Origin of the sequence: Aneurinibacillus thermoaerophilus, assembly GCF_900099925.1 — a bacterium.
Lineage (GTDB): Bacteria > Bacillota > Bacilli > Aneurinibacillales > Aneurinibacillaceae > Aneurinibacillus > Aneurinibacillus thermoaerophilus.
This window is the reverse complement of record NZ_FNDE01000037.1, coordinates 3,172-28,585: the sequence shown is the minus strand read 5'-3', so window position 1 is coordinate 28,585 and position 25,414 is coordinate 3,172. Positions and strand designations below refer to the sequence as shown.

At 43.5% G+C, this 25,414-nt stretch carries 27 protein-coding genes and 1 pseudogene; 6 read left to right on the top strand and 22 right to left on the bottom strand.

All coding sequences use genetic code 11. The annotated features are described in order from the left end of the window. Window positions 1–32: 32 nt before the first annotated feature. Both BLR88_RS19665 and BLR88_RS15190 read right to left on the bottom strand, forming a co-directional pair. Entirely contained in the window at window positions 33–191 is a 159-nt protein-coding gene (locus BLR88_RS19665; protein ID WP_156424072.1) for a hypothetical protein, read from the bottom strand. 16 nt (window positions 192–207) lie between these two features. Further along, complete coding sequence (locus tag BLR88_RS15190; RefSeq protein ID WP_091261083.1) at window positions 208–627, bottom strand: ArpU family phage packaging/lysis transcriptional regulator; 420 nt, start codon at window positions 625–627, stop codon at window positions 208–210. A gap of 209 nt (window positions 628–836) precedes the next feature. Between BLR88_RS15190 and BLR88_RS20215 the strand changes: the two genes are divergently transcribed. Beyond that, a complete protein-coding gene (locus BLR88_RS20215) occupies window positions 837–1,028 on the top strand; it encodes a transposase (RefSeq protein WP_082706032.1) in 192 nt (63 codons plus the stop codon). Window positions 1,029–1,272: 244 nt separating this feature from the next. On the opposite strand, the gene BLR88_RS15180 is transcribed toward BLR88_RS20215, so the two are convergent. The 4 genes from BLR88_RS15180 to BLR88_RS15165 form a co-directional block, all read right to left on the bottom strand. After that, the gene (locus tag BLR88_RS15180; protein ID WP_057899174.1) at window positions 1,273–1,758 is read right to left on the bottom strand and encodes a DinB family protein; all 486 of its coding nucleotides are present in this window, start codon (window positions 1,756–1,758) and stop codon (window positions 1,273–1,275) included. Between the two features lie 342 nt (window positions 1,759–2,100). Continuing rightward, window positions 2,101–2,664, bottom strand: a complete 564-nt coding sequence (locus BLR88_RS15175; protein ID WP_057899175.1) for a hypothetical protein — start codon at window positions 2,662–2,664, stop codon at window positions 2,101–2,103. Beyond that, a complete protein-coding gene (locus BLR88_RS15170; protein WP_091261081.1) occupies window positions 2,654–2,890 on the bottom strand; it encodes a hypothetical protein in 237 nt (78 codons plus the stop codon). The genes BLR88_RS15175 and BLR88_RS15170 overlap by 11 nt, the downstream gene beginning before the upstream one ends. Before the next feature lie 73 nt (window positions 2,891–2,963). Then, complete coding sequence (locus BLR88_RS15165) at window positions 2,964–3,479, bottom strand: helix-turn-helix domain-containing protein (protein WP_057899177.1); 516 nt, start codon at window positions 3,477–3,479, stop codon at window positions 2,964–2,966. Window positions 3,480–3,936: 457 nt separating this feature from the next. Between BLR88_RS15165 and BLR88_RS20210 the strand changes: the two genes are divergently transcribed. The 3 genes from BLR88_RS20210 to BLR88_RS20200 all read left to right on the top strand — a co-directional run bounded on the left by BLR88_RS20210 (window position 3,937) and on the right by BLR88_RS20200 (window position 5,066). Next, window positions 3,937–4,332 carry a tyrosine-type recombinase/integrase gene (locus BLR88_RS20210; RefSeq protein WP_236781874.1) on the top strand — a complete coding sequence of 132 codons (396 nt, stop codon included), beginning with the start codon at window positions 3,937–3,939 and terminating at the stop codon, window positions 4,330–4,332. Between the two features lie 108 nt (window positions 4,333–4,440). Continuing rightward, window positions 4,441–4,653 (top strand): site-specific integrase, encoded by a 213-nt coding sequence (locus BLR88_RS20205; RefSeq protein WP_250636707.1) that lies wholly within the window; start codon window positions 4,441–4,443, stop codon window positions 4,651–4,653. 35 nt (window positions 4,654–4,688) lie between these two features. Beyond that, the gene (locus tag BLR88_RS20200) at window positions 4,689–5,066 is read left to right on the top strand and encodes a tyrosine-type recombinase/integrase (protein ID WP_250636708.1); all 378 of its coding nucleotides are present in this window, start codon (window positions 4,689–4,691) and stop codon (window positions 5,064–5,066) included. A 130-nt stretch (window positions 5,067–5,196) separates the two neighbouring features. On the opposite strand, the gene mutL is transcribed toward BLR88_RS20200, so the two are convergent. The 15 genes and pseudogenes from mutL to BLR88_RS15090 all read right to left on the bottom strand — a co-directional run bounded on the left by mutL (window position 5,197) and on the right by BLR88_RS15090 (window position 22,932). Next, window positions 5,197–7,266, bottom strand: coding sequence for a DNA mismatch repair endonuclease MutL (gene mutL / locus BLR88_RS15155; RefSeq protein WP_057899178.1), 2,070 nt, complete (start codon window positions 7,264–7,266; stop codon window positions 5,197–5,199). Window positions 7,267–7,338: 72 nt separating this feature from the next. Then, a complete protein-coding gene (gene mutS, locus BLR88_RS15150) occupies window positions 7,339–10,029 on the bottom strand; it encodes a DNA mismatch repair protein MutS (RefSeq protein ID WP_091261080.1) in 2,691 nt (896 codons plus the stop codon). 40 nt (window positions 10,030–10,069) lie between these two features. Beyond that, complete coding sequence (locus BLR88_RS15145; protein ID WP_091261078.1) at window positions 10,070–11,530, bottom strand: putative amidoligase domain-containing protein; 1,461 nt, start codon at window positions 11,528–11,530, stop codon at window positions 10,070–10,072. A gap of 86 nt (window positions 11,531–11,616) precedes the next feature. After that, window positions 11,617–11,934, bottom strand: a pseudogene (gene cotE / locus BLR88_RS15140) (outer spore coat protein CotE); the annotation flags it as partial. A 15-nt stretch (window positions 11,935–11,949) separates the two neighbouring features. Then, window positions 11,950–13,491, bottom strand: coding sequence for a recombinase family protein (locus BLR88_RS15135; RefSeq protein WP_057899182.1), 1,542 nt, complete (start codon window positions 13,489–13,491; stop codon window positions 11,950–11,952). 63 nt (window positions 13,492–13,554) lie between these two features. Further along, window positions 13,555–13,686, bottom strand: a complete 132-nt coding sequence (locus BLR88_RS20425) for a hypothetical protein (RefSeq protein WP_257721571.1) — start codon at window positions 13,684–13,686, stop codon at window positions 13,555–13,557. 386 nt (window positions 13,687–14,072) lie between these two features. Next, the gene (locus tag BLR88_RS15130; RefSeq protein WP_091261076.1) at window positions 14,073–14,861 is read right to left on the bottom strand and encodes a 2-keto-4-pentenoate hydratase; all 789 of its coding nucleotides are present in this window, start codon (window positions 14,859–14,861) and stop codon (window positions 14,073–14,075) included. Between the two features lie 2 nt (window positions 14,862–14,863). Beyond that, window positions 14,864–15,892: a 4-hydroxy-2-oxovalerate aldolase gene (gene dmpG, locus BLR88_RS15125; RefSeq protein ID WP_091261073.1), complete on the bottom strand. Its 1,029-nt coding sequence runs from the start codon at window positions 15,890–15,892 to the stop codon at window positions 14,864–14,866. Window positions 15,893–15,949: 57 nt separating this feature from the next. Next, entirely contained in the window at window positions 15,950–16,816 is an 867-nt protein-coding gene (locus BLR88_RS15120) for an acetaldehyde dehydrogenase (acetylating) (RefSeq protein WP_091261071.1), read from the bottom strand. Window positions 16,817–16,830: 14 nt separating this feature from the next. Next, a complete protein-coding gene (locus BLR88_RS15115; protein WP_091261069.1) occupies window positions 16,831–17,610 on the bottom strand; it encodes a 2-keto-4-pentenoate hydratase in 780 nt (259 codons plus the stop codon). A gap of 70 nt (window positions 17,611–17,680) precedes the next feature. Next, window positions 17,681–19,147: an aldehyde dehydrogenase gene (locus BLR88_RS15110; RefSeq protein ID WP_057899187.1), complete on the bottom strand. Its 1,467-nt coding sequence runs from the start codon at window positions 19,145–19,147 to the stop codon at window positions 17,681–17,683. Window position 19,148: 1 nt separating this feature from the next. After that, window positions 19,149–19,622, bottom strand: a complete 474-nt coding sequence (locus tag BLR88_RS15105) for a RidA family protein (protein ID WP_057899188.1) — start codon at window positions 19,620–19,622, stop codon at window positions 19,149–19,151. Window positions 19,623–19,638: 16 nt separating this feature from the next. After that, window positions 19,639–20,634, bottom strand: a complete 996-nt coding sequence (locus BLR88_RS15100; RefSeq protein WP_091261067.1) for an amidohydrolase family protein — start codon at window positions 20,632–20,634, stop codon at window positions 19,639–19,641. Continuing rightward, window positions 20,619–21,155: a 3-hydroxyanthranilate 3,4-dioxygenase gene (locus BLR88_RS15095; protein WP_057899190.1), complete on the bottom strand. Its 537-nt coding sequence runs from the start codon at window positions 21,153–21,155 to the stop codon at window positions 20,619–20,621. The genes BLR88_RS15100 and BLR88_RS15095 overlap by 16 nt, the downstream gene beginning before the upstream one ends. Window positions 21,156–21,453: 298 nt before the next feature. Next, the gene (locus BLR88_RS15090) at window positions 21,454–22,932 is read right to left on the bottom strand and encodes a 4-hydroxyphenylacetate 3-hydroxylase family protein (protein WP_057899191.1); all 1,479 of its coding nucleotides are present in this window, start codon (window positions 22,930–22,932) and stop codon (window positions 21,454–21,456) included. Between the two features lie 593 nt (window positions 22,933–23,525). Here BLR88_RS15090 and BLR88_RS15085 point away from each other — a divergent pair. Together BLR88_RS15085 and BLR88_RS15080 are read left to right on the top strand one after the other, a co-directional pair. Then, window positions 23,526–24,179 carry a Crp/Fnr family transcriptional regulator gene (locus BLR88_RS15085; RefSeq protein WP_057899192.1) on the top strand — a complete coding sequence of 218 codons (654 nt, stop codon included), beginning with the start codon at window positions 23,526–23,528 and terminating at the stop codon, window positions 24,177–24,179. Window positions 24,180–24,409: 230 nt separating this feature from the next. Then, complete coding sequence (locus BLR88_RS15080) at window positions 24,410–25,024, top strand: Crp/Fnr family transcriptional regulator (protein ID WP_091261065.1); 615 nt, start codon at window positions 24,410–24,412, stop codon at window positions 25,022–25,024. 125 nt (window positions 25,025–25,149) lie between these two features. Here the strand turns inward: BLR88_RS15080 and BLR88_RS19130 are convergent. Next, a partial coding sequence (locus BLR88_RS19130) for a hypothetical protein (RefSeq protein WP_217639397.1) occupies window positions 25,150–25,414 on the bottom strand: 265 nt, incomplete at its 5' end.

The window sequence follows — 25,414 nt, the reverse complement described above, 5'->3', positions numbered from 1 at the left end:
AAAAATTACATTTTTCAAGAAATATAATCCTTTTATACTACACCTTTATAAAATAAAGAAAAAGCATGATTATCTGAATAATTATTTTTAACTTTAAATATTCCTGTTTCCATAAACCAAGCTATCGGATATCTTCTAAAAATACAAAAGGCAATCCCTTTTCGGAACCGCCTTTCTCGTTGGTTTTCCATTGTTTAATTTCCTCACTCATGCCGGAACAGGGCCCGGATCTTCAGCCAGCACTTCCAGCTTCAGCATAAATGCCAACTTATAAAACGCCCGAGCCTTCACCCTGGTATACGTCCGTTCGCTCAGTCCTACCTCTCCAGCCACAATATAATCAAAGCTCTCATCTTCCAGATACCGCTTCCGAATAATCTCTTCTTCCTTCTTGGACAACCGACTTACCGCCCATTCTACGCGCTCCGTCAATTGCCGAATCCTTTCTTCCTCGTCCGCATTCCACGTCGCGCACTCAGCCACCTGGTCACTTGTCTTGTTTGTCGCACCGTGATACCAAGCTTCATAAGCAGGCGTCATCCCGATTTCACGGCGAACAAAACCAATTGTGGCGACCGGGAGGGGTGTTTGTTTATCTTCAATGCAAAAAGGAATTTTTCTATGCAATTATACATTGAAAAATTTCCTTATTTATGCAACATTTCATGAGAATACACAGATTCAAAGGAATTCGTCTTTTTTGTTACATTGGCATACTATTTGCGTACATGAAAAAGTGCTGACAGGTGCTCTCTTCACCTATCACCTTCTAACCAAGGAAGCAAGACTCCACCATATATCCTCTTGCTTCCTTCTTTTTATAGAGACTCTACTTATTGTTTTTGCCGCCGTATTCACCCAATCTAAATCCAATTGAAAAGCTTTGGCGCTGGCTTAAAGATAGTGTCATTTCAAACGTGTTTCACAAAAATCAATCGGAGATTGAACAGGCGGTTCAGCGATTTTTAGACTTTACACAATCTTGTCCAGAACGAGTACTACGTCGTATTGGTCGTATTGGCTGTTAAACTGTCAATTGGAATGTATATAGAATACAAAAATAGGAAATAAGATACAATATAAAAAATATATCTTGAGGCAACTCCAGCAAACCAAATTAAAAAAAGCTACCTGGTTACTTACTTGGTAGCTTTTCATATACCTACTTCAGATTTTGCATCTCTTCCTGGCAATTTTGACAAATCATTTGTATCAAATTTATTTTTCTTTAACCCATGTTTGGAGAAACTAAACCAATATAAATAATTTATATTAACCTTTTTCAACTTGTTCGATTTTTAGACCGAAAATTTGAGGTGGTTCTATTCCATTCATCTGAAGATATGTTGATAATTGACCACGATGATGCATCTCATGTTCCGCCAATGCCATCATGATCCTCCAGGAGCTTACCTCATGTCCATGTAGGGTTGGAACCTTTTTTGCCAATAGATCATTTCCTAAAGTTAATAAACCCTCCGTTAACCTTGCATGACACACTTCTAGGTAATGAACAATTTCCTCTATCTTTTCCCCTTTACTACTTTCATGGCCTGGATAGATCCATTTTCCATGCTCAAATACATTTAAGAACATGAGTTGAGAGGAACCTAGATGTCGAAGCAAATCTCCCGTTGAAAATTTATCTTCAGCTGGTTTCCATTCTAAGATAGAATTCGGTACAACCTTAACATACTGCATGGTACGCTTTCGTAATCCATCTAAAAACTTTACAAATTCCTCCACATCACGAATCATAAATACCACCCTTTTTTAAAATTTTTGATTACAAGTACATCCATATTTCGTGATTCATGTTGTGAAATCCTTTTTTTAAACGGTTTTGTTAAAGATAACTGCACGTTAGTTCAACAAAAGGGAATAAACTTCCCAAAGCCTACTCCCTTTTCTCATGAAATCATTACAAAAAATTCAACCTGGACGTTATCTTTCGCGATTGAGATACTGCTAATTTTTAGAATATAAAAAGGGGGGACTCCTTGAAATCCACCCCTTTTTATTGCCAAAACACTACAACAGGCTTCGCAAGCATTGTTTTTGCTCCGCAGAAATCTTTCTATTCCTACTCTGGTTTACGATTTACTCATTATTTTTTTCTATCCACTCTTCCACAATTTCATACGTTCCGTCCTTTGTTGCTTTCTGCTTCAGATACTTCATGTCGATCCGCTCTCTATGGGCATAATACAAACGGAATGCCCACTCGCAATCACTTTGGGAACGCCAAAACTTACAAGCACGCAACCGATCACAAATAATATCTTCAATCCCGATTACTTTAACATAGCGTCCATTCCCGATATTGAGCTTTGTAACCCGGCTGTAATCACCGTCTAACCAGTTATCCGGTATCTCTACAATCAACCCAACTTCCTTGTGATACCAGTCCTTTCCCTGTTTTTCAAATCCAAGATCTAATAGTACCTGGTTCGCTTTATCTCGACCGTTCAATACAAAATCAATGTCCTCTGTTAAATAACTATTCCGGGTGTAGAGCTCAACAGAGAATCCACCTACGATGATGGGCTCTACATTCAAAGACTCTAGTATCTCTGTCAAAATTGCCGAGAACAGGAGCATTTTTTCTGTTTTAGGCTTTCCCTTCAATCCATATACTTCTGCCCGATACGATTCAATCGACAAAATAATCCATCTCCCTGTCATTAATATAGCGAATCTTTCCTTCTTCAACAGCTCGCATCCATTTTTCCCGGCAAATTATATCCAAACAACGCTGTTCATCTTTGTCTCGTGGTCGGACCCGTGTCTTACGCCCATTCCCGCGAAATAATTTATAGGCCCGTTCATTTACCTCTTGTTGCTTTTCATCGATTTCTTTAAAGAACTCGTCTATGTTAAATTCACGCATACTCTTCCTCCTACTCTGTTCCTATACCCCCTTGGTTTCATTATACCTTTCTCTCCAAACATTTACCCTCCTGCTACTTCAATGTAACGACGATATCCTCTGCAAAAGAGTACGTCTGAGCCAGCTTCTCCGTAATCGTCTCTTTGATTTCCTCCTCCATATCCTTATGGAACATGCGAGGAATCGGGGCGATCAGCTGCGTCATTTCCTCGGAATAGTTGACTTCAATCCCAACATAACAGAGCTCGTCTTTTTCATCCATGTCGAGGATCACACGGGCCGGTATCACTTCCTGTAACACCTGCTTTTTGTATGTAATGTCCGCATCCAGTTTAAACAGGAAGTCGTTCTCCCTCTCCTCTACTTCTTTTACCTCGAAGCTAAATTTAAATGGCTCGTAGATGAACAGTTCCCCCGGTGACACTTTGAGGAATTCGCACAGTGTATTAAACGTGTCGTACTGAATTCCTTTCGCATTGTGGTTCATCAGGGAGCTGATTGTCGTTCGGGACATCCCCGTTCCACTGGCAATATCGGCGATTTTTAGTCCTCTCTCTGCCATTAAAACAGCTAAATTACACTTTATCATGAATAACACCTCGTATTTAAAATACCATATACACTTCATAATAAACAATATGTTGTTCATTTTGTCATTGACCAAATTTTTATCATTATGTACAATATGAAACAAAAGTAAACAGACTATTGTTTATTAACATGATATTTTGTTTATCGAGGTGATTCAAATGATTCAAAAGAGTACGGTGAAGAATTTCCGTTTGTGCGAAATGGCCACAGTGGGTATCAAATTAAATGGAACGAGTCTACTCTGACCTTGTTATCTGATGACTACATAGAAGAATTTCAAAGGTAGGGCCGTTATAATCATTCCCTACCCTATTACGATTGTGACAGATTAAAAAGCGGCTCCATGTAATTGTGCCAGTCTGCCACATCTCACATGCAGAAAGAGACAAAGCTCTTTTTCCTCATTATTCATCTTACGGATCTTGTATGATAACGGAAAAAGAAGGTGAAGCACAATGAAAGGGCATTTTGTTAAACGTGGAAGCAAATGGACTTTTATTCTTGACATCGGACGAGATGAGAAAACAGGAAAAAGAAAACAAAAGTGGTTTTCAGGCTACAAGACAAAAAAAGAAGCAGAAAAAGCCTGTGCTGAAATGATTGCGCAAATTGAGAATGGAAAATACTTCAAAGAAAGCAAAATTGCTTTTAAAGACTTTATTCAGGAATGGTTAAAAACAGTTGCTAAACCCACTTTACGAGCAACCACTTATACTGGATATAAAAGCGCAATTCAAAGTCGCCTTATCCCTGCGTTTGGAAACAAAAAGTTAATAGATATTAAGCCAGTGCAAGTTATGAAGTTTTATAGTTCTTTATTAGATGAGGGAATTTCAGAAGAATTTGTTTAATATATCCACAGCATTCTCACAAATTCTTTTAATACTGCGGTAAAATGGGGGCTGCTTAAAAATAATATTATGACCAATGTAGATCGCCCGCGCCGCAAGAGAAAAGAAATGCAAGTATGGACACTTGAAGAGGCTATACGTTTTTTAGAAGAAGCTAAGAAAACAAAACCCCATTTTTATATGCTTTATCTCCTTGCTATCTTTACGGGTATGCGAAGAGGAGAAATCTTAGCACTTCGCTGGAAAGATTGTATGCTTGATGAAGGAAAGATTAGCGTTAGCAAAACGCTCTCTTATATAAAAGGACAGGGCATTGTTTAACAGGGCGTTCCAATCGAATCGTTTCTATATCCGAAATGCTGATTGAGGAATTGAAGAGGTATCGCTTGTATCAGCAAAAAATGAAACTTAGGCTTGGAAATGCTTATCAGGATAACGGATATATTATCTCCAAAGAAAACGGCGAACCGATTAATCCTAATTATATCTTTAATCATTTTAAGAAATTGCTTCAAAAAGCAAATGTTCCTCCCATTCGCTTTCATGATTTACGACATACACACGCTACCATTATGCTGAAGCTTGGTGAACATCCTAAAATTGTTTCTGAACGTCTTGGTCATTCGAGTATTCAAATGACATTAAATACTTACAGCCATGTCACACTGGATATGCAGAAAGAAGCGTCCGACCGTTTTGAACAAGCTATAAAACACTACAAGCAATCACTTTAGCACAATAAAGGTTAGCAAAATGTTAGCAATTGAACCTTTCAAGGAATAAGAGAAAAGATTAAAAAAGCAGAAAACCCTTGATAATACTGGATTTTCTGCATCCCCTCTTTTTTATTCACTACAGATATGTTTACATGACTCTTTTAAACATCTTCTCAATGTCATACGTTGAGAAATGAATAATGATCGGTCGGCCATGCGGGCAGGTAAACGGGCTTGTCGTACGGCGAAGGCGCTCAATAAGTGCTTCCATTTCTGCGTGCGTCAGGTAACGGTTGGCTTTGATGGCAGCCTTGCACGACATCGTAATCGCCGCCGCTTCCCTTAGCTTCACTACATCCACCTTTTTCGTCATTAGCACCATTTCCACCATCTCTCGCAGGATGGCTTCTTCTTCGCCGCGCGGCAACCAGCGGGGATGGGAACGAATAATATAACTGTTCGTACCGAACGGCTCCATATGCACACCAACGCGCTCAAACCAGTCGCGATACTCTTCCACCGCCGCCGCTTCTACCGCTGTCAGCTCCAACGTAATTGGAATCAAAAGCTCCTGGCTCTCCACCGCTTCTTCTCGCAACTTATCAAGGAAATACTCGTAAAAAATCCGCTCCTGTGCCGCATGCTGATCAATCATAAACATGCCGTCCGGATTTTGCGCAAGAATATAGGTACCATGCAACTGTCCGAGCGGATACATCTCCGGCACCCGCATACTACCCTCACACGCTTCCTGTGACTCTACTTCCTTGCATTCATGTTTTCCGTACTCGCTTCGATGTGGTTCCGCAAGATTGGACGGAAACACTTGACGCTCCTCTTCCGATAACACATCTGTCGAGGTTCGGTGTTCGGACACATAATCCGCATCTCGGTCCGACTGATATCCATCATAAGACAAACCATCCTGCGAAGAGTATGTTGCCACTTCATCCTCGTCCCGTGCTTTGACCATTTCCCGCTTCCATTCCAGATCACGCTTTTCCGGCTGCTCCGACCACTTGAAGGCGCGTTCCTCTTCCCGGTTCCATGCCTTCTCCCGATCGGAAAAAATATTCCCGCTGTCCATAACCCCAACATGATTTCCGGCTTCCTTCCGTTCATCTTGCGCTGGCACAAATAAGGACCAATCCATCGACGCTTGGTACTCGTTTTTTTTCGGACGCGGCCCAAAGGATGTCGGACGCTGGCGCCCCGGCTCCGGAATAAGACGCTCCCGGCTCCAGACATTCTTCACTTCCTGCTCGACAAATCCGTACAATTCTTGGTCTTTACTGAAACGCACTTCCAGCTTCGCCGGATGTACATTCACATCCACAAGCGTAGGCTCCATTTCAAGCGCAAGTACCGCAATCGGGTAGCGGTTAATCGGCAAGAGCGTATGGTAGCCGCGCAGAATCGCGTTCACAAGCCCCATATTCCGAATATAGCGCCCGTTCACCAATGTAGAAATATACGTTCGGCTGGCACGGGTAATCTCCGGTTTGGCAAGGTAGCCAAACAGCGTAAAATCAAGGGATGCCGCCTCAATTTTGACCATATTGCGGGCGACGTTCATACCGTACACCGCAGCGATCACCTGCAACAAGTCTCCGTTGCCCGATGTGCGCAACAACTGCTTCTGGTTATGCGTCAGTAAAAATGCGATATCCGGATGCGACAGCGCAAGCCGATTCATTACATCAGACACATGGCCGACTTCTGTATGAATTGTCTTCATATATTTCAGGCGGGCCGGCGTGTTGTAAAACAAATCTGACACAATCACTTCCGTACCACGTGGATGGGCAACCGGCTCGTATCCTTCCTCCTTGCCGCCCGCGATGCGAATGCGCGTTCCGCCTGTCCCATCTTTGGGCGTGCTTTTCAGTTCCACGCGGGAGACGGCCGCGATGCTCGGCAGTGCCTCGCCGCGAAATCCAAGCGTTCGAATGCGGGCAAGGTCTCGTTCCCGTTTCAGCTTGCTGGTAGCGTGCCTCTCAAATGCCAAGCGGCAGTCTTCTTTCGCCATGCCGCAGCCGTTATCCACAACCCGGATCGAAGCAAGCCCGCCTTCCTCCAGATGTACCTCAATGCGTGTGCTTCCTGCATCAATCGCGTTTTCTACCAATTCCTTTACAACGGAAGCCGGGCGCTCAACTACCTCACCAGCCGCAATCAGATTAGCTAATTGGGTATCCATGACCTGTATAACCGCCATCGGCATCACTCCCTAAATATAGACTCCTGTTCTCTACGACAATATAAGTGCTGAAATAACCAAAACATATCATTACACTTGTTGCTTTAACTCGAATAAAAAGTTCATCGCCTGCATGGGCGTCATATTCAGCAAATCGGCTTCCCGCAGTTTTTTCAGCACTTTTTCTTCTGCGCGCCCCAGCGTAGCAACGCCGGATTTTTTCTCCGGTTTCGGCTGAACCGGCTCGCTGAACAAAGCGAGTTGCTGCGGCTCTTCGGCCGCTGCAAAAGCCGTCACCGACATATGTTCCTGTTCCGGGTCGGACATCTTGTTCCTGTTCGCCGCTTCTTCCGGCGCAGCTTCCCGCACTACTGCGCCCTCATACTCCTCCAGCAACCGGTTCGCCCGATCAATAATACGCTGCGGCAAACCGGCAATTTGTGCACAGTAAATACCGTAACTTTTATCCGCCGGGCCGCTGACAAGCTTACGCAGGAAAATCACGTTGTTGTCCGTCTCGTTGACCGCCATGTGGAAATTTTTCAGTCTATCCAGCGTCGTCTCCAAATGAGACAGTTCATGATAGTGGGTAGAAACAAGCGTTTTACAGCCAATATCATTATGCAAATATTCGATAACCGCTTGGGCAATGGACATCCCTTCCGATGTTGATGTGCCCCGGCCCAATTCATCAATAATCACAAGGCTACGTTCTGTCGCATTGGTCAGCGTCACTTCAATCTCTTTCATTTCTACCATAAACGTGCTCTGGCCACCCACTAGGTCATCCGCGGCGCCGATGCGGGTAAAAATACGGTCTACCGGCGTAATCTGCGCAAATTCAGCCGGCACAAAACTGCCCATCTGCGCCATAATCACAATTAAAGCAACCTGGCGCATATAGGTGCTCTTCCCGGCCATGTTCGGCCCGGTAATAAGCAGGATTTGCTGATGGGTACCAAGTTCTGTGTCATTCGGCACAAACGGTTCGCCATGCAGCACCGCCTCTACTACTGGATGACGGCCGTCCCGAATCACAAGCGGGCCCTCCGTAAGAATTTCTGGCCTGACATAGCGGTTGTCCTGCGCTACTGTCGCGAGCGACTGCAAGACATCGACCGTGGCCACCTTAAGAGCCAGCGCCTGCAACCGTTTGACTTCGCGCGCTACTTTTTCCCGGATTTCTACAAACAGCTGGTACTCCAGTTCTGATCGCTTTTCCTCCGCCTCAAGAATAAGGGCTTCTTTTTCTTTTAGCTCCGGCGTAATAAAACGCTCCGCGTTGGCAAGCGTTTGCTTGCGCTCGTAACGTCCTTCTGGAAGCAACGAAAGGTTTGCTTTCGTCACTTCGATATAGTAGCCAAACACTTTGTTATAGCCGACTTTAAGCGAACGGATACCTGTCGCCTGACGTTCCTGCTGTTCAAGGGCCGCAATCCATTGCTTGCCTTCACGGCTTGCGGTACGAAGCTTGTCCAAATACTCGTGATATCCTTCTTTAATCAATCCGCCTTCTTTTACAGCAACCGGCGGATCGTCGACAATGCCGCGGTCGATCGTTTCGATCACATCCGGGCATTCATCCAGCCCATCCAGAACTTCCTGCAACGCAGCAGAATCATTTGCCACTTCGCGCAGCGCCTGTTTAAGTGCCGGAATCGCGAGCAGCGATGTTTTCAGTTGCACCAAATCACGCGGACTGGCTGTTCCGTATGCAATGCGCCCCGCAAGCCGTTCTAAGTCGTACACCTCTTTTAAGCATGCGCGCACTTCATCCCGTGCCATCCAGCCGTCCAGAAGCGCCTGCACTGCCGCTTGCCGCTTCTCGATTTCGCTTTTGCTGAGCAGCGGTTTGTCAATCCAACGGCGCAATAAGCGCCCTCCCATTGCCGTCACCGTCTGATCCAGCAACCAGAGAAGCGAACCTTTCTTGGACTTGTCCCTGATTGTTTCCACCAGTTCAAGGTTACGGCGAGTGAACTGGTCAAGCACCATGAACGAAGCCGCTTCATACAGCGTAACTTGATGCAGATGCTCAAGCGAACGTTTCTGTGTCTCGCGCAAATAGGAAAGCAGGCCGCGTGTCGCCGTCAGCATCGCTGGCGTGCTTTCCTTCGTTCCTTTCACTTCACTAAATAACGCTGCAAAGCCTGCACGGACATCTTCCCCATCCTCTGCGACATCCGGCGGCCGCTTCGTCACTACGATCGGATAAAGCACAAGCATTTCTCCCAGCTCGTCGTCCTCTTCCCTTCCCGTCAACAGCACGACTTCTGACGGGCGATACTGCATCATTTCATCAAGCAGAAGCGACCGCGTTCCCACTTCTGTCGTATAAAATTCCCCGGTAGAAATATCGCACGCCGCAAGGGCGTACACACCATCCTTCTGGAAGACAGACACCAGATAGTTGTTTTCTTTATCCTGCAAGAACTTGCCTTCCATTACCGTCCCCGGCGTAATCACGCGTGTCACTTCACGACGCACAACACCTTTGGCCTGCTTCGGGTCTTCCACCTGTTCGCATATGGCGACTTTATACCCTTTTTCAATCAATTGAGCAATATATGTGTCAACCGAATGATACGGAACACCGCACATCGGAATTCGCTCCTCGCCGCCCCCGTCCCGTCCGGTCAACGTAATTTCCAACTCCCGAGAAGCGGTGAGCGCATCCTCAAAAAACAACTCATAAAAATCACCCAGCCTAAAGAACAGAAATGCGTCTTTGTACTGGGCTTTAATCGCGAGGTATTGCTGAATCATCGGAGTATATTTCATCGGTTTCTTCTCTCCTGTGTCTGCTTTTTCTCTTGTTTTATTATAACACACTATGCTCGTACGCTCGACTGGCCGTCAACTCCGGATGAAACGGCGGAAGCTTCCAAACAGGGCGGATGTCAGCAAACTCTTCCCATTCAACACGGGATAGTACAAGCTGCGCGAACGGTTCGAGATACGATTCATATCTTGCGTAGGATTCCAGAAGACGTAAATCGTTCCAGAGAAACGGGAGCAGCGGCGCCAGCGCCTCACGATCGCCGTTGTAAAACGCCCGGTACATCTCCGGATCAAGCAATGGCAATTGGCGCAGTTTCCGATATGACAGCGCAATCACATGACTTAATGCCAGCACGCCGCGCGCCACCTTCGGAGACGTAAGCCAGCTTGGTAGCGTGCGATACTCAAAACCTCCATGAAACTGGAACCGCATATCTCCCAAACACCCATACTTCGGGCGGCGCAATAGCGAACGAGAGCTCTCGATCATAAAAACTGGAAGCGCCAGATACGTGTCCAGCGCGCGCAGCAATTGCGAATTTGGGGGCAGCCCGCCAAAATGCACATGTCCGCCGATCGGATAGCCGGAGAGCGGCATCCCGCCTGCCACCCACTCAATTTGCTCCGAGCCAATTTTACGGATACCTATCATCATAGCGTGATATATATTGCGAAACAGCTCCCTGGCATCCGCCCCCGGCTCAGGCCGGATTTCAGCCAAAGGCAAATGTTTATGAGTAAGATCACTTCTCAACAAGATCCTGTCACACCCGACAACCCCTTCTTTCGGAAGGTAACTGGACGCCATGACCGCTTTTCCCTCGGCGTTCCGCAGTACAAATTCCACATCAGCACCAAGCGTAATATCGACTGCATCACATGCGTATCCCTGACAAAAACGTTCCACACACGCTATAAACTTGCGTGCCAACGTATGTGTCATACGAAAAGTAGGAGCAACATCCAGCACATATATTCTTCCACGCAAATCTACCCCGAAATATACCGCCGCAAAATCGAGGCCAAGTGCATATACACTTTGTACCGCGTATTGCGTAACACGCCGGATTTCCCTGATTTTCTGGTTGACCTCTATCTCCCGATATTTGTCCTCCCCTTCACGAATGCGATGGTTCAGCCAAAGACTACGGCCGGAGGAGCGATACAGGCTCACTATCTCCTGCTGAAACACGATCGCTATGTAACGCCTGATTGTGGCGGAAATATCTTTCTCTTTTGCAGCAGATACATTATGAATATATGGAATGTCTGCCGCCGTAAGCATCGCTCGTTTCGTTTCCGGCTGTGAAGCATTGTGGAGCGCTTCCCGTCCATTTAGCACGACAGCGTACGTTTCTAGGCACGACAATCCCGCGTCTTCCCACTGTAATATAATATCTGGGCAAGAGGAAGGTACGACAGAGCCGCTTTTACCCTTCCACTGAACAAGCAAAGCGGCATCAGGCTGCCTATCATTCGGATACAGCAAAAAACAGTCCATGCTATGGCCCCTTTCCCAATAATAATGATTGAAAAAGAAAAAGGGAGGACGTTCCCTCCCACGGTTATAAGCTCCTTATGCGCGGTTTAATCGAGGAATGTATCAGGATCTAAGTCCGTAAAGTCGTCCAGTTCTTCGAATTCATCGATGAATATGTCGTCTTTGTCGTCATCGTCGCACAAATCGCAAACAAAGACGCAAAGCTTAGTCTCACCGATCACCTCTACCGCGTATTCACGCTCAACCGTGACCACGATCCCCCCGCCGGGCTTTACCTTCGCCTCCACACAGTTCGGCTCCTGTGTCACGCGCGCCGTTACCTCCACATCTCCACGGCAATTGTGGTCGTAGTAGGAAAGGGGAACGACATCCACAAACTTCACGGTTTCCTTCAACACGGTTGTTTCTCTGTTAGTACTCTAATTGTATAAATCAAATTTAAACTTTACGTTCATTATCCTCGTCTTATCGTAAATATCGATTCGCTCGATCAATCTATGGAACAGCGCACGCAGTGCCTGGATATCATTAAGATCAATGTTATGACGGTTATCCAGCACTTCATTTAATGTATACACCCTGTTTTCTGCTTTCTCGTTTTCTTCCATCTGTTTACGGGCAGTCTCTATCTGCTGATCCACCGTCTTCATCTGGCTTTTTAATCCTGACAAAACTTCACGAAAGGCTTCTGCATCGAACAAGTCACTGCTCGCAGCGATATTCACCTGCTTTTTCTGTAGCTTCTTTCTCTGCTCTTGCAAGGCCTGCAATTTAGCCTCCAAAGCATTACTTTTCGTTTTGTTCCGTGAACGAAATGACTGCTTTGTGGATTTTTTAAGCTCATTCATAAGTAACTCAAAAATCGTCCTCTCTAAATTCTGAGCCGGAACCGGATCATGTACGCAAACGGTATTTCCGTATTTATGATTCCTTCCGCATTTGTAATAGCGATAATTGTACTTTTCGTTATATGGCTTTGTAGAACGAATCGACACCATCCCTGCTCCGCACTTGGCACAATACAGAATGCCTGACAACGGATACTTGGCCCGGTTTGATGTTTGTCCTACCCTGGCCTGCCGCTCTTTCATAATTTCTTGCGCTTTTAAAAATGTAGTGCGATCAATAATCGCAGGATGCGCATCTTTCGCAATAACAGGATTTCCGGTTTCAACATATTTTCGATTCTTTTTCACAAGATTCTGATTTGAATCATATACCCGCTCCAGCTTTGCCCGTTTTGTTCCATATACGACATCACCGGTATACACTGGGTTCTCCAGTATTTTGCGGATCGTAGCTTGCTGGAAACGGTTATTGTTGGCTGTCTTGTACCCCATCTCATTTAATCGATTGGCAATAGTAAGCGTGCCAATTCTGTCGTTTACATACAAATTGAAAATCATTCGAACAACTTCTGCCTGCACGTCATCAATTTCCAGACGATGTGTATCCGCATTACGTACATATCCGAACGGAATTTTGGAAGCTGGCCATTTACCTGAACGTGCCTTTTCCCTAAACCCCGCTGATACACGACTGCTGATGCGCTCAGATTCCACTTCTGCCATAAAGTTGCTAATCTTGAATAGTAGCTTCGATTCCGGGCGTTCTGAATCATACCCGTCATTCGATTTAATTCGGACACCAGATGCTTCCAGAATCCGCACGATTTTCAGATTTTCTTCCTCGTCACGTCCCATCCGCGTAATTTCTTTAAATAATACAACTTTAAATTTCCCACTTTTCGCATCTTCGAGTAGCTGCTTCATCGCCGGCCGTTCCAGAATCGTCGTGTAGTATCCGCTATATCCCTCGTCTACATAGATAAAACTTTCATTCGTATAATAATCCGAAGTGAAGTTTCGACTCATGTAGTCCTTCATTAAAGAAATCTGATGCTCAATGGAGTCCCCTTGCTGATCAGTGGAAACTCTGGCATAGATGGCAACAGGTATCATGTCATCACCCTTTTATTGTAATGTCACTTCCCGGTGTGCCCGCCAACCTACAAAAAAAGACCGTCACGCAGACGGCTCAAAAATTTCGACTTCCACATCATTTCCATATCTCTCCTTATGAAAGATAAGGATTTGCTCAATGAAATATTGTGAAATGGGTTCATTGCCGTATTCAATGTTAAGAATTCGAATCATAAGCATCACCCGATATTATCTTTATGGTGAAGGATTTACTAAAATATCTTGTACGACTTTTTATGCCTGTACTTATTTTAGTTACATGTTTTATGAAAATGACTTACTACAGAGCATGTGATATTAGGTTAATAAAGCAGACACAAAATTCCCGCGAATTTTTCGCTTAATTAGAGGGAGGTGGCTAGCTCTTACCACATGGCCTTCCGTATGGTATATATAACTGGCATGTTACTAGATGAAGAATAAGAAAAACCGGGCATTCGCCCGGTTCAGTTGAATGATATTAATTAGCAGCAATCGGAACAGCGCTTAGCAGTTTCTACTAAACGCCGACAAATTTGATAGAGCACTATTCCATTTATCTACATGCTAAATTTTTTGATTTATTTACATGTAAATGAAACGCTCCCCAATTCCGCAAACTGAACGAGAATCGAATCGCCCGGCTGGAAGGAGATCGCTTCGGATATGGCGCCACTCAGCACAATATCCCCTTTCTTTAAGCCTTTTCCGATCTCTCCAAGCTTGTTCACCGCCCAAGCAACCGAGGTAGCAGGATGTCCCAAAACGGCAGCACCTGCTCCTACTGTAGACAGTTCCCCATTCTTGGACATGATCATTCCTAAATTTCCCAAATCCAGTCCGGCAGGAGACATCCATTTGCTTCCTACTACAAAACGTGCTGAAGAACAATTATCTGCAATTACATCCGCAAGAGTGAATTTAAAATCTAAGTAGCGGCTGTCAATAACTTCGATTGCTGGTGCTACATATTGGGTTACCTGCAAAACATCCGCTGCAGTAATATTGGTTCCTTGAAGATCTTCTCCGATGAAAAACGCGATTTCCGGTTCCGCTTTTGGATGGATGAGTTGATTGAAATCAATGGGTTCCCATTCCAAAGCCAGCATATTATCCATCAAATATCCGTAAATGGCCTCGTGAACCCCCATCATTTGCTGCTTGGCCTTACTTGTTAGACCAAGTTTCAACCCAATTCGTCGAGCACCCTCTTGTTCTTTTTTTTGAATCAATTTTTCCTGTAAGACATACGCTTCCTCAAAAGTCAAATTCGGGTATTTATCCGTGACTTTTACGACTTCCCGCCGTTCCTTCTCCGCTGACAAAAGATAATCAACAATTTCCATATCTGTTCCTTGCACAATTTCCATCTTTACGCCTCCACTTTTTGAGCTCTGGCCAATTCGGCTGCTACGTCAAGGATCATGTCTTCTTGCCCCCCAACCACGTTTCTCTTTCCAATTTCAATCAGGATATCCCGTGGATCAAGGCCAAACCGCTCGCTCGCCCGCTCCGCGTGAAGGAGAAAGCTAGAATAAACGCCCGCATACCCCAGAACCAAGCTTCCTTTATTAATCTCTTGTGGTCGAGGAAGCATCGGTCCGACAATATTCTCAGCAACATCCATTGTTTTGTAAAGATCGATTCCTACATCAATTCCCATTCGATCCAATACAGCTAATAAGACTTCCGTCTGTGTATTTCCCGCACCTGCTCCTAAACAACGAATGCTGCCATCAATCCGCGTGGCCCCCTCTTCAATGGCCACAAGCGTATTGGCAACGGCAACAGATAAATTATTATGTCCGTGAAAACCAACCTCAATATCTAAGGAATTACGAAGGGCGCTGATTCGCTCACGAACTTGATCAGGCAAAAGAGCACCAGCCGAATCGGTTACATACACCGCTTGCGCACCATAACTTTCCATCAGTTTGGCTTGTTCCACCAACTTCTCTACAGGAGCCATATGGGCCATCATAAGAAATCCTAATGTTTCCATTCCCAATTCGTGTGCCACGCTAATATGCTGAGCCGATACATCCGCTTCTGTTACATGCGTCGCAACCCTAACCAATCCTGCTCCGAGCTGTCGTGCCTGTTTCAGATCATGAACGGTACCAATTCCGGGCAGCAAAAGAACCGCCACTGTTGCCTGTTTACACTCTTCTACGGCAGCTTCAATCAATTTCATTTCATCAATAAGAGAACGACCGTATTGAAGTGTCGAACCTCCTAAGCCATCGCCGTGACTGACCTCAATATAGTGCATGCCTGCATCATCCAATGCGCGTGTAACTTTGCGAACCTGTTCTTCCGTATATTGATGTGCCATAACGTGACTTCCGTCACGTAAGCATACTTCTGTGACTTTAATAGGTTTGTCACTTTTGCGCTTCATCTGTACTCACCTCTTCCTTTCTGTCTATTCTTCACTTGCAGCCATTTCGACTGTTGCCTAATTTAAAATATTACGGGCAAAATCCTCAGCTACGCGTGTCGCTGCAGCAGTCATAATATCTAAATTCCCTGCATATTTCGGGAAGTAATCCCCTGCTCCTTCTACTTCAAGGAAAACCGTCACGCGATTTTCATCAAAAAGGGGGGCCTGTTTGAGTCGATAACCCGGCACATATTGCTGCATGATTTCTACCATGTCATAAATGGATCTGCGAATCGCTTCTTGATCCATATTCTTTACTTCGCAATAGACAGTGTCGCGCATGAGAATGGGAGGCTCGGCCGGATTGAGGATGATAATGGCCTTTCCCCGATCAGCACCGCCCACTTGTTCAATTCCTCGGCTTGTAGTAATCGTAAACTCATCAATGTTGGCACGTGTTCCCGGACCTGCGCTTTTGCTTGAAATCGTAGCCACAATTTCTGCATAGGATACGTCAGCCACACGATTAACGGCATGGACAATAGGAATTGTTGCCTGTCCGCCACATGTAATCATATTGACATTCTTAGCATGAAGGTTGGCACCCAAATTAACGGCCGGACTCACAAACGGTCCCCTGGCAGCAGGGGTAAGATCAATCGTCAATTTTCCCAATTCCTTTAGGACTTTTGCATGTCTTACATGTGTTTTGGCTGATGTCGCATCAAAAACAATATCTGCCAAATCAGGACTATCGATGATGGCTTGAATCCCGTTTGAGCACACCTGATACCCTCGATCTTTCGCACGTTTTAATCCGTCAGATTCAGGATCAATCCCAATCATAGTAGTTAATTCGATGACTTCACTTCTTTCCAACTTATACATGAGGTCTGTACCAATATTGCCAGAACCAATAATAGCTGCTTTCATTTTACTCACATTAACAACCTCCTTTACTGAAAGGTTACGGATACAGAACCTAGCGATCCAAAATGAGCTGAAATCGTATCCCCTTGTTTAACAGTCAATGCCCCGGAAAGAGCTCCCGAAAGAATCAATTCTCCTGCTTTAAGCTGAATGCCAAACTCATGCAATTTATTCGCTAACCATGCAATCGCCTGTGCCGGATGTCCAAGAACGGCAGCTCCAGAACCGGTTGCCATAAGTTCCCCATTGTTATAAAGAACCATCCCTACACTCCGCAAATCCAAACCATCCACCCTACTCAGCTTGTTTCCCACAACCACTTTCGCTGAAGAACCATTGTCTGCGACGGTATCAATTAATTGAATCTTCCAATTCGCAATGCGGCTATCAATAATCTCTATCGTTGGTACTACATATTTGGTAGCCATTAATACATCCAGATAGTTAATGTTCGGGCCAGTTAAATCTTGAGCAAGGACGAACCCTATTTCTGCTTCGACTTTCGGACTAACCAAATCGCTAATTTTTACGGTTGCTCCATCGGATACCCGCATATCATCTAGCAAATGTCCATAGTCCGGCTCATTAACCCCAAGCATTTTCTGCATAGCTACACTGGTAAGTCCTACTTTTTTCCCAATAACCTGACGTCCTTCTGTTCTCTTTTTCTTTATGACTTCCAGCTGAATTTGATAGGCATCTGTTACATTCAATTCAGTATATCGCTGTGTAAGAGGGAGCACTGGTCGCTTGCTTCGCTCTGCTTCTATCAATTCATTAGCAATTACTTCTAATAATAAATTCATAAGCCTGCTCCTTCCTTTTCTCCTTGGATACATAAAGAGTGACTCTTGAGCCACTCTTTACAACCTACCGCTATAATTTCATCGTAATAGTTTTCGCTTCGGTATAGAATTCAAAACTATGGCGTCCACCTTCACGGCCGATTCCGCTCGCCTTCGATCCTCCGAAAGGAGTTCTTAAATCTCTGTGATACCAGCAATTGATCCATAGCAAACCTGAAGTTACTCGAGAAGCTACACGATGGGCACGCCGCAGATCATTGGTCCAGACTACACCCGCAAGACCGTACATCGAATCATTAGCAATTTTCACTGCCTCTTCTTCCGTTTTAAAAGGAATCACAACAAGTACCGGACCAAATATTTCTTCCTGAGCTATCCTCATCTTGTTCTCTACATCATAAAAAACAGTTGGCTCATAGAAATTGCCCTCCGCCAATCCTTCAACCCGCTTACCGCCAATAGCAAGCTTCGCACCTTCCGATATTCCGATTTGCACATAATTTTCAATGGTTTCCAAATGACTTCTCGAAACCAGGGCTCCCATATCTGTATCTTCATCCAGAGGGTTGCCAACCTTAATCTTTTTTACATTATCAATAAAATTTTCCAGAAATTTATCATAAATCTTTTCTTGTACTAATAAGCGGGAGCCAGCCAAGCAAATTTCTCCTTGATTCCTAAAAATGGCCTCAATCGAACCTTTTACTGCCTCATCCAGATCAGCATCTTCAAAAACAATATTGGCTGACTTTCCGCCTAATTCCAGCGATACAGGGATTAATTGAGAGGCAGCATTTTTCATCACCGTTTTCCCAGTGGTCGTTTCCCCAACAAAAGAGATACGTCGAACATAAGGATGGGTCGTCATTGCTGTACCGACTGTTCTGCCTGGACCGGTAATAATGTTCAGTACCCCCGGAGGAAGACCTGCTTCATTGGCGATTTCCCCTAACATCACGGCACTGAGCGGAGTATAAGAAGCTGGCTTCACAACCACGGTATTCCCGGCAGCCAGTGCTGCGGATGCCTTCCAGGTCATTTGCATAAAAGGAAGATTCCATGGAATGATTAAGCTTGTTACACCTGCTGGCGCATATTTCGAATAGCTCATGTGCTTGGATTGATCATAATGTTCGTAATTGATATATTTGGCCATTTCGGCAAAGAAACGCAGATTGGAGGCCGCTCTGGGAATATCAAAGCCCCGGCTCTCTTTAATCGGCTTTCCAACATCCATCGTTTCCACAAGGGCCAGCTCCTCGACACGTTCCATCACAAGGTCGGACATTCTGCAAAGAATCTTCGCTCTCTCTTCAACCGGCATATCGCTCCAAACACCGCTTTCAAACGTGCGCTGAGCCACTTCGATCGCTCTTTGCACATCTCGCTCATTCGCATTCGCTACGGATGCTAGCTTTCGATTGGTCGAAGGATCAATCGTATCAAACGTCTCCCCGGAAATCGCATCTGTATATTCGCCATTAATGAATAGCTTTGCATCCTTGACTTTCATTTGATTTTCTAAAATCTTACTCATATTATTTCTCCTCCCAATCCTCAATCTCTAAAATCATTTCCACTTCAACCGCATTATTGTTTGGAAGCTGGGCCATTCCAACAGCGGATCGTCCGTGTTTTCCCCTCTCCCCAAATACTTGTACCAACAGATCTGAAGCACCATTCATCACCTTAGGTTGTTCTGTGAAATCAGGGGCACTGTTCACAAACCCGAGGATTTTGACAATACGCTTTACTTTGCTGAGTTCTCCGATTTCTTGTTTTACGACCGCCAAAAGATTTAGCATGCACTGCCTGGCCGCTTGATATCCTACCTCAACCGTTACATCTTCACCAAGCTTGCCGCGGTATTCATCCGTGCCTTGACCAGCCGTAAATATGAGGTTCCCCGTTCGGACGCAACCGATGTAATTTCCGACGGCTTGACGCGGGGTGGGCAAGGTTAAGCCTAGTTCCTGTAATTTTTGTTCAGGTGTAACCTCAATACGATTCATGATTTCATCCCTTTTTTTATTTGATATTTAAAAAACGAAGAGCATTTTCTCCCAGCATGGCCCGTTTTTGTTCTTCTGTTATCGCCAACGTTTTGTCAATGACTTCGCCTGGAGGACTTTCCCTTAACAAGAAGGGGTAGTCCGATCCCATTAAAATCCTGTCATATCCAAAACGATCAACCAGATATTGAATATTTAAAGGGTCGTTTACTAACGAATCAAAATAAAAGTTTTTAGCATAATAGCTCGGCGGCTGCTCAATTAACCTCAGATGTGGCCAAACCCTCCACCCTTTGTCAAGACGAGGAAGAATATAAGGGAATGAGCCTCCCCCATGAGCAAAGCAAATTTTTAGCCGAGGGAATTTTTCTATCACGCCGCCCAGGATTAAACTTGCCGCAGCTAAGGAGGTTTCGCTTGGCATGCCTACGGTATACATTAAGTTGTGACGAGGCATCCGTTCTCTGCCCAATGTTTCCCACGGGTGAATAAAAATGGGGACTTTCCACTGATCGCACATTTCAAAAAATTCTATCAAATATGGATCGTCGAGATTTTTTCCGTTCACATTCGTACCGATTTCAATCCCTTTTAATCCTAGTTCGTTCATGCAGCGATCCATTTCGTGTATCGCTATTTCCGTGTTTTGCAAGGGAACCGTACCAAGTCCAATAAAACGCTCCGGATTTTGCCTTACCGTTTCTGCGATAAAATCATTTTGGATGCGAACCATCACTTCCGCTTCTTCAACAGGTGCCCAATAAGAAAACGTAACTGGGATGGGGGATAGTACCTGTATGTCTACATTTTCCCGTTCCATATCATGAATACGTTTCGCAGGGTCCCATACCTGATCTGTTACTTCACGGAACACCTTTCCTGCAACCATGATATTGGCGCCGCATGTGCATGTCCTGTTAAGAATAGGCCAGCGGTCACCTTGGAGTTTTTCAGTCAAATGGGAAATGTCTTCGGGAATAATATGCGTATGGAAATCTACTCGCACTTCCACTCACTCGCTTCCGGCGGCATCACATATCCGCAATTTTTGCACGTGCGAAGATCCAAATTATTATTAAATCCGTTGATAGCTTCTTTTACCTGAATTTCAATATTGGTTAACTGAACGGTTACGCGATGCATTTCATGATTGCATTGATCACAAAACCATATAAAATCCTCCAATTCTCCTTCAGCCCTGCTACGTTCAATAACAATACCAATCGTATTTGATACCCGATGCGGAGAGTGAGGAACATTCGGCGGTAACAAAAACATTTCCCCCTCTTTTACCGTTACTACCTCACGCTTTCCCTCTGAATTCATCACTTCAACATAACAATCTCCTTTTATTTGATAGAACACTTCTTCAGACGGGTCCACATGAAAATCGCGCCGTTTATTCGGCCCTCCGATCACCTGAACCATCAATTCTGCATCTTTCCAAATCACTTTATTATTTACCGGAGGTTTTAACAGGTCTTTATTTTCCTCGATAAAATTCCACAAATGGATCGGTACGAACGCGCTCATTGTTTTATACACTCCTCCCATCATTTAATAATGGTTGCATTGTTTGTCCCTTTATGAGGACAGCGGCTAGCATATCATTCTTCAAACCGTGCAATGATCACATGATCTATTTCCAGCTGTTCTAATCGAACCCGTTTTTTTGAACAGGAGTCAAAATATGTGCGCCTAAAAAGATTTGGTGGTGTGGTTGATTCAATTATGGTAAAATGATGGTAAAGTCTTTTGCCATTTTTTAAAGCTGATTGATATTGTTCAAAAATGTCCTTAGATTTCTATACGGAAGATCAAATATTTCATATTATTTATTTGTTACTAGTTCTTTCAACTTGCTTACCTGTAATGCGTCATCAACCATGTCAAACGTACGCTGACGTTTAATTGAATTGTAAAATATAGCTTTCTTCCGGATTGGGTCGCCTGTATAATAACGTTCATATTGAAGTAAGCGCTGACCGAAAGCTTCGCCGCACAAATCCCAAGCAAGCTTGAATACGCTTACACGATCCGTTGCAGATACACCCGCTCTTCCAATATAGTAACGTTCTATATCTTCTCTTAATTCCGGATTTTCAAAATCAGCACCAGTTGGAGACAGTAATAATCCACCAGCTCCTATGGTTTGCATCAGTTCAATAGCACGTGGATACATCTTTGGTAATAAACCTCGAATCGTTTCAAGGGGTACCCAATTTGGCATAGCCTCACCCTCAGGAGTAACTTCATACTCATGCTCTGCAATACGCAATAATGCCCTTATAGATTCTACAGCTTGGATTAACTCACCAAGGCTTTCCTGAACATGTAAAAATACATCTACTCCAATTGAGTCAGCTAACCTACATGTTACTTCTGTAGCAAATTGAAGTTTTAAGAGTCCTCTCACTGCAGACTGATGAGCTGGCTGCTGGGCGATTCCTGTTTTTGGATAAAGGAGGTTTGCGGCTTCCACATTGTTATAAATAAACACTCGATCCCAGGGAACTAAAACATCCTTAAAGACTAACAACGCATCTATTTCTTCAAAGCGTGATGCCAATGGATGATCAAACAACGGACGTTTTCCATCCTGCATCGGTTCACGACAAATAATTCGAAGGCCTGGCGTATCAATTGGTAGCGCGAATGCTAGCGCATAACGTTCATCACCGGGTTTATATCCTGGGAAGGTGTAAATAATAACTTCATCTGCCACAGGAGCGAGTGTAGCCAAAAATTTAGCACCTCTCACAACAAGTCCTTCCGGTGTCTCTTTCACAGCTCCTAAATGAGTAAACATATCCTGTTGCTCATGAGAGGATTTGCTTCGATCATTTTGAGGATTGATGATGGCATGTGTTAAAAACAAGTCATTATCACGAACCAATCGATAATATCTGCGTATGTTTTCAGCCCATTGCTTATTGTACTTTTCAAAGAAACTAGAATGGCTGTACATGGAGGTAATTACTACGTTTAAAAAGTCCGGAGATCTTCCCATTAAACCAAAAGTAGCCTTCGCAAAAGCTTCAAACGCCGCTCTACGCTTAATTAAATCTTCGTAATTCTTCGGAATCAAAAACGCATTGTTCACTCTTTCCCCAGTTTCTTCACAGAAATGAGTAATCTTATCTTGATATTCCGGATCATGTTGCATATCATATAGCTTTGCGATTTCAATTACTGTCTGTCTTAATACAGGTTCATCAAATACGTTTTCAACCTTTTTTCCTGCCAGCCAAACCTCAGGCTTTCGTGATTTCACTGCATTAATGTACTGCTCACCTGTACGAATTCCCATCATGATCCCTCCCATATTCGGCATTTGAAAACACTTACATTTTAAATTAGAAGTAAAATCTTGTTTTTTCGTTTCTTATCTCCTTTCGGTTTTATCCTTAACTTATATTTTTATTTCGTACCTTATAGCTGCATTATAATATTGGATCGTCAGAATAACTGTAAACTCATTAACGTATTTTATAATTTTTTTTAAATCATACTAAAACATAAGATCATACATAAACCTGATGAGATACATTCATCAAACTTTATGATTCAAAACCCTAGAGTTCCAAACAAGGGATCTAATTTTGAATCCTCTAATGCTTCAATGCTCGTTCAGCACTGTGTTTATAATCCTAACATCCAGAAATGTGCAGGACAGCACTTCCCCGGTAAGTAATGATAAGCAGCATAAATATTCCTACCAAGTAGAAACATAGACATCGTATTCTTTACTAATTCTGTAACATTGACTCCCGCTCGCCATAGAAGAGAAAAAATACTTTTATCAATATAATTATTGTAAATATTTGAAAAATAATTATAATAAATTTAAGAATTTCTATTTTTTAGATAATATTATAAAATTCATATTTTAGGGGTGATATGATGGCAACTATATTTGAAACCGAATACAATTGGGAACCTTATTTAAAATATGGAACAAGGCAATTTGTAAAAAGAAAAACAGTGATATACAACCAGGGTTCCATTGGGGACGGGTTCTATTATCTTCACAAAGGCTTAGTGAGAATTGTGACTTCAACAGTAAAAGGGAGAAAACGGATATTAAACATTGTAGTTCCCGGCCAAATTTTAGGAATTCAATCCCTGGATCAGTACGCTCATTTTACAACAGCTGTAACCGTAAAAGATTGTGTACTCTATTATTTTCCTCGCGATCAATTTAAGGATTTAATAATGATATATCCCGATCTACGAAATCTCTTTGCTCAAACTATCATTCACAAAATGCGTATTCTTCTTGAAGGCATAAAATTGAACACGCTTTCATCCGAACAGCAAATCGCCATACTCCTCCTAAATATTTATGATGATTTTAAAAACTATAAAGTTCCTCTATCACAACAAGATCTTGCAAACTGTACAGGTCTAACCAGAATCACCGTATACAAAATACTAAAACAATGGAGAGAAGATAAAATTATACAGATCCAAAATCGCAGATTTATTATCAAAAGACCGGAACTATTAAAAAGGCTTGTAAAGGAGCCCTCACATAGCTTAAGTAAAAATGTTTGATCATTTAGGGTAAGAAGAAAAAAGTATGTGAAGAATTTTCATTCATTTTTATTCGTATTTAATTTAGAAATTGAAGTTGAGCGAAGATCATCTGTCCTTTATCATATTGAAGAAAAATGTAGTTTTTTAGCAGGAATCATTTGTTATAACTTCAATGCATACTCTGGATTTGGATTTCACTCTATAAATAATTAACATACTAGAATAGGTGATCGAAAATAGGTGATCGAATGTTAGAACTTCGCTACACATGGGAACCCTTTTTAGACTATGGACAAAAACTTGAGTTGAAAAAGAAGACCGTAATCTACCTCCAAGGAGAGAGTGGAAAAGGTTTCTACTATTTGAGTAAGGGAGGGGTCAAAATTTTATTTCTCTCAGATCAAGGGAACGAAAGAATTATTAACTACGTTCCGGTAGGAATGTTGTTAGGAGAACATGGAGTTCATAAAGAGAATTATCTAACTACGGCAGTTACTACCTCTCCTTCTGTTTTGTATTACTTCTCTGATGAAGATTTATCAAAAGTCTGTGCGGATCATCCAAATGCTGCAACGATATTTACCCATTCTCTCATCTACAAATTTAGGATACTAGCGGAAATTATATCCCTCCTTGATAGTGGAATAGAACACCAGATGGCTTACTATTTACTAAAGTTAGTGCACGAAAATGGGAATATTTCAATTGACCAAACATCGTTTGCTCAATATATTGGGACTTCACGCATCACTGTAAATAAAACTTTTCAGAAATGGAAACAGCAGGGATTGATTGAAATCACAGGACGGAAGATTCAGATTCTCGATATGAAGAAAATGAGCGAAATTGGGAAGGTTATGTAATCGGGCGTTTTGCATAATTTTTGCTCTTAGAGCCGCAAGGATTTTTTGACCACAAAAAGGGCTTTACACCAACTTATAGAGGAATACAGGGCCCCAAACCCATTCTACTAAATCTCCGTATCTTACTATCGCTGTAACATACTGCAAATTTGTTTACATCTTTTCCCTTGTATCCTTGCCAAGGCTTCTTCAATCTGAATCCAGCGGATATCCTCTGTCTCCTCTCTGCTTCGCTGTAGCATTCTTGCTATACGTACGTCTTCCATGACGTACGGGTTATTGATCCGCTGGTGAGGTTGTAAGCCATAGTGTTGCCGCAACTTGTTTTGTTCTTGCGCTGTCAACGTCTCCCACGTTATGGTTTCATACTCCCCGGTTGTAACCCTTGCT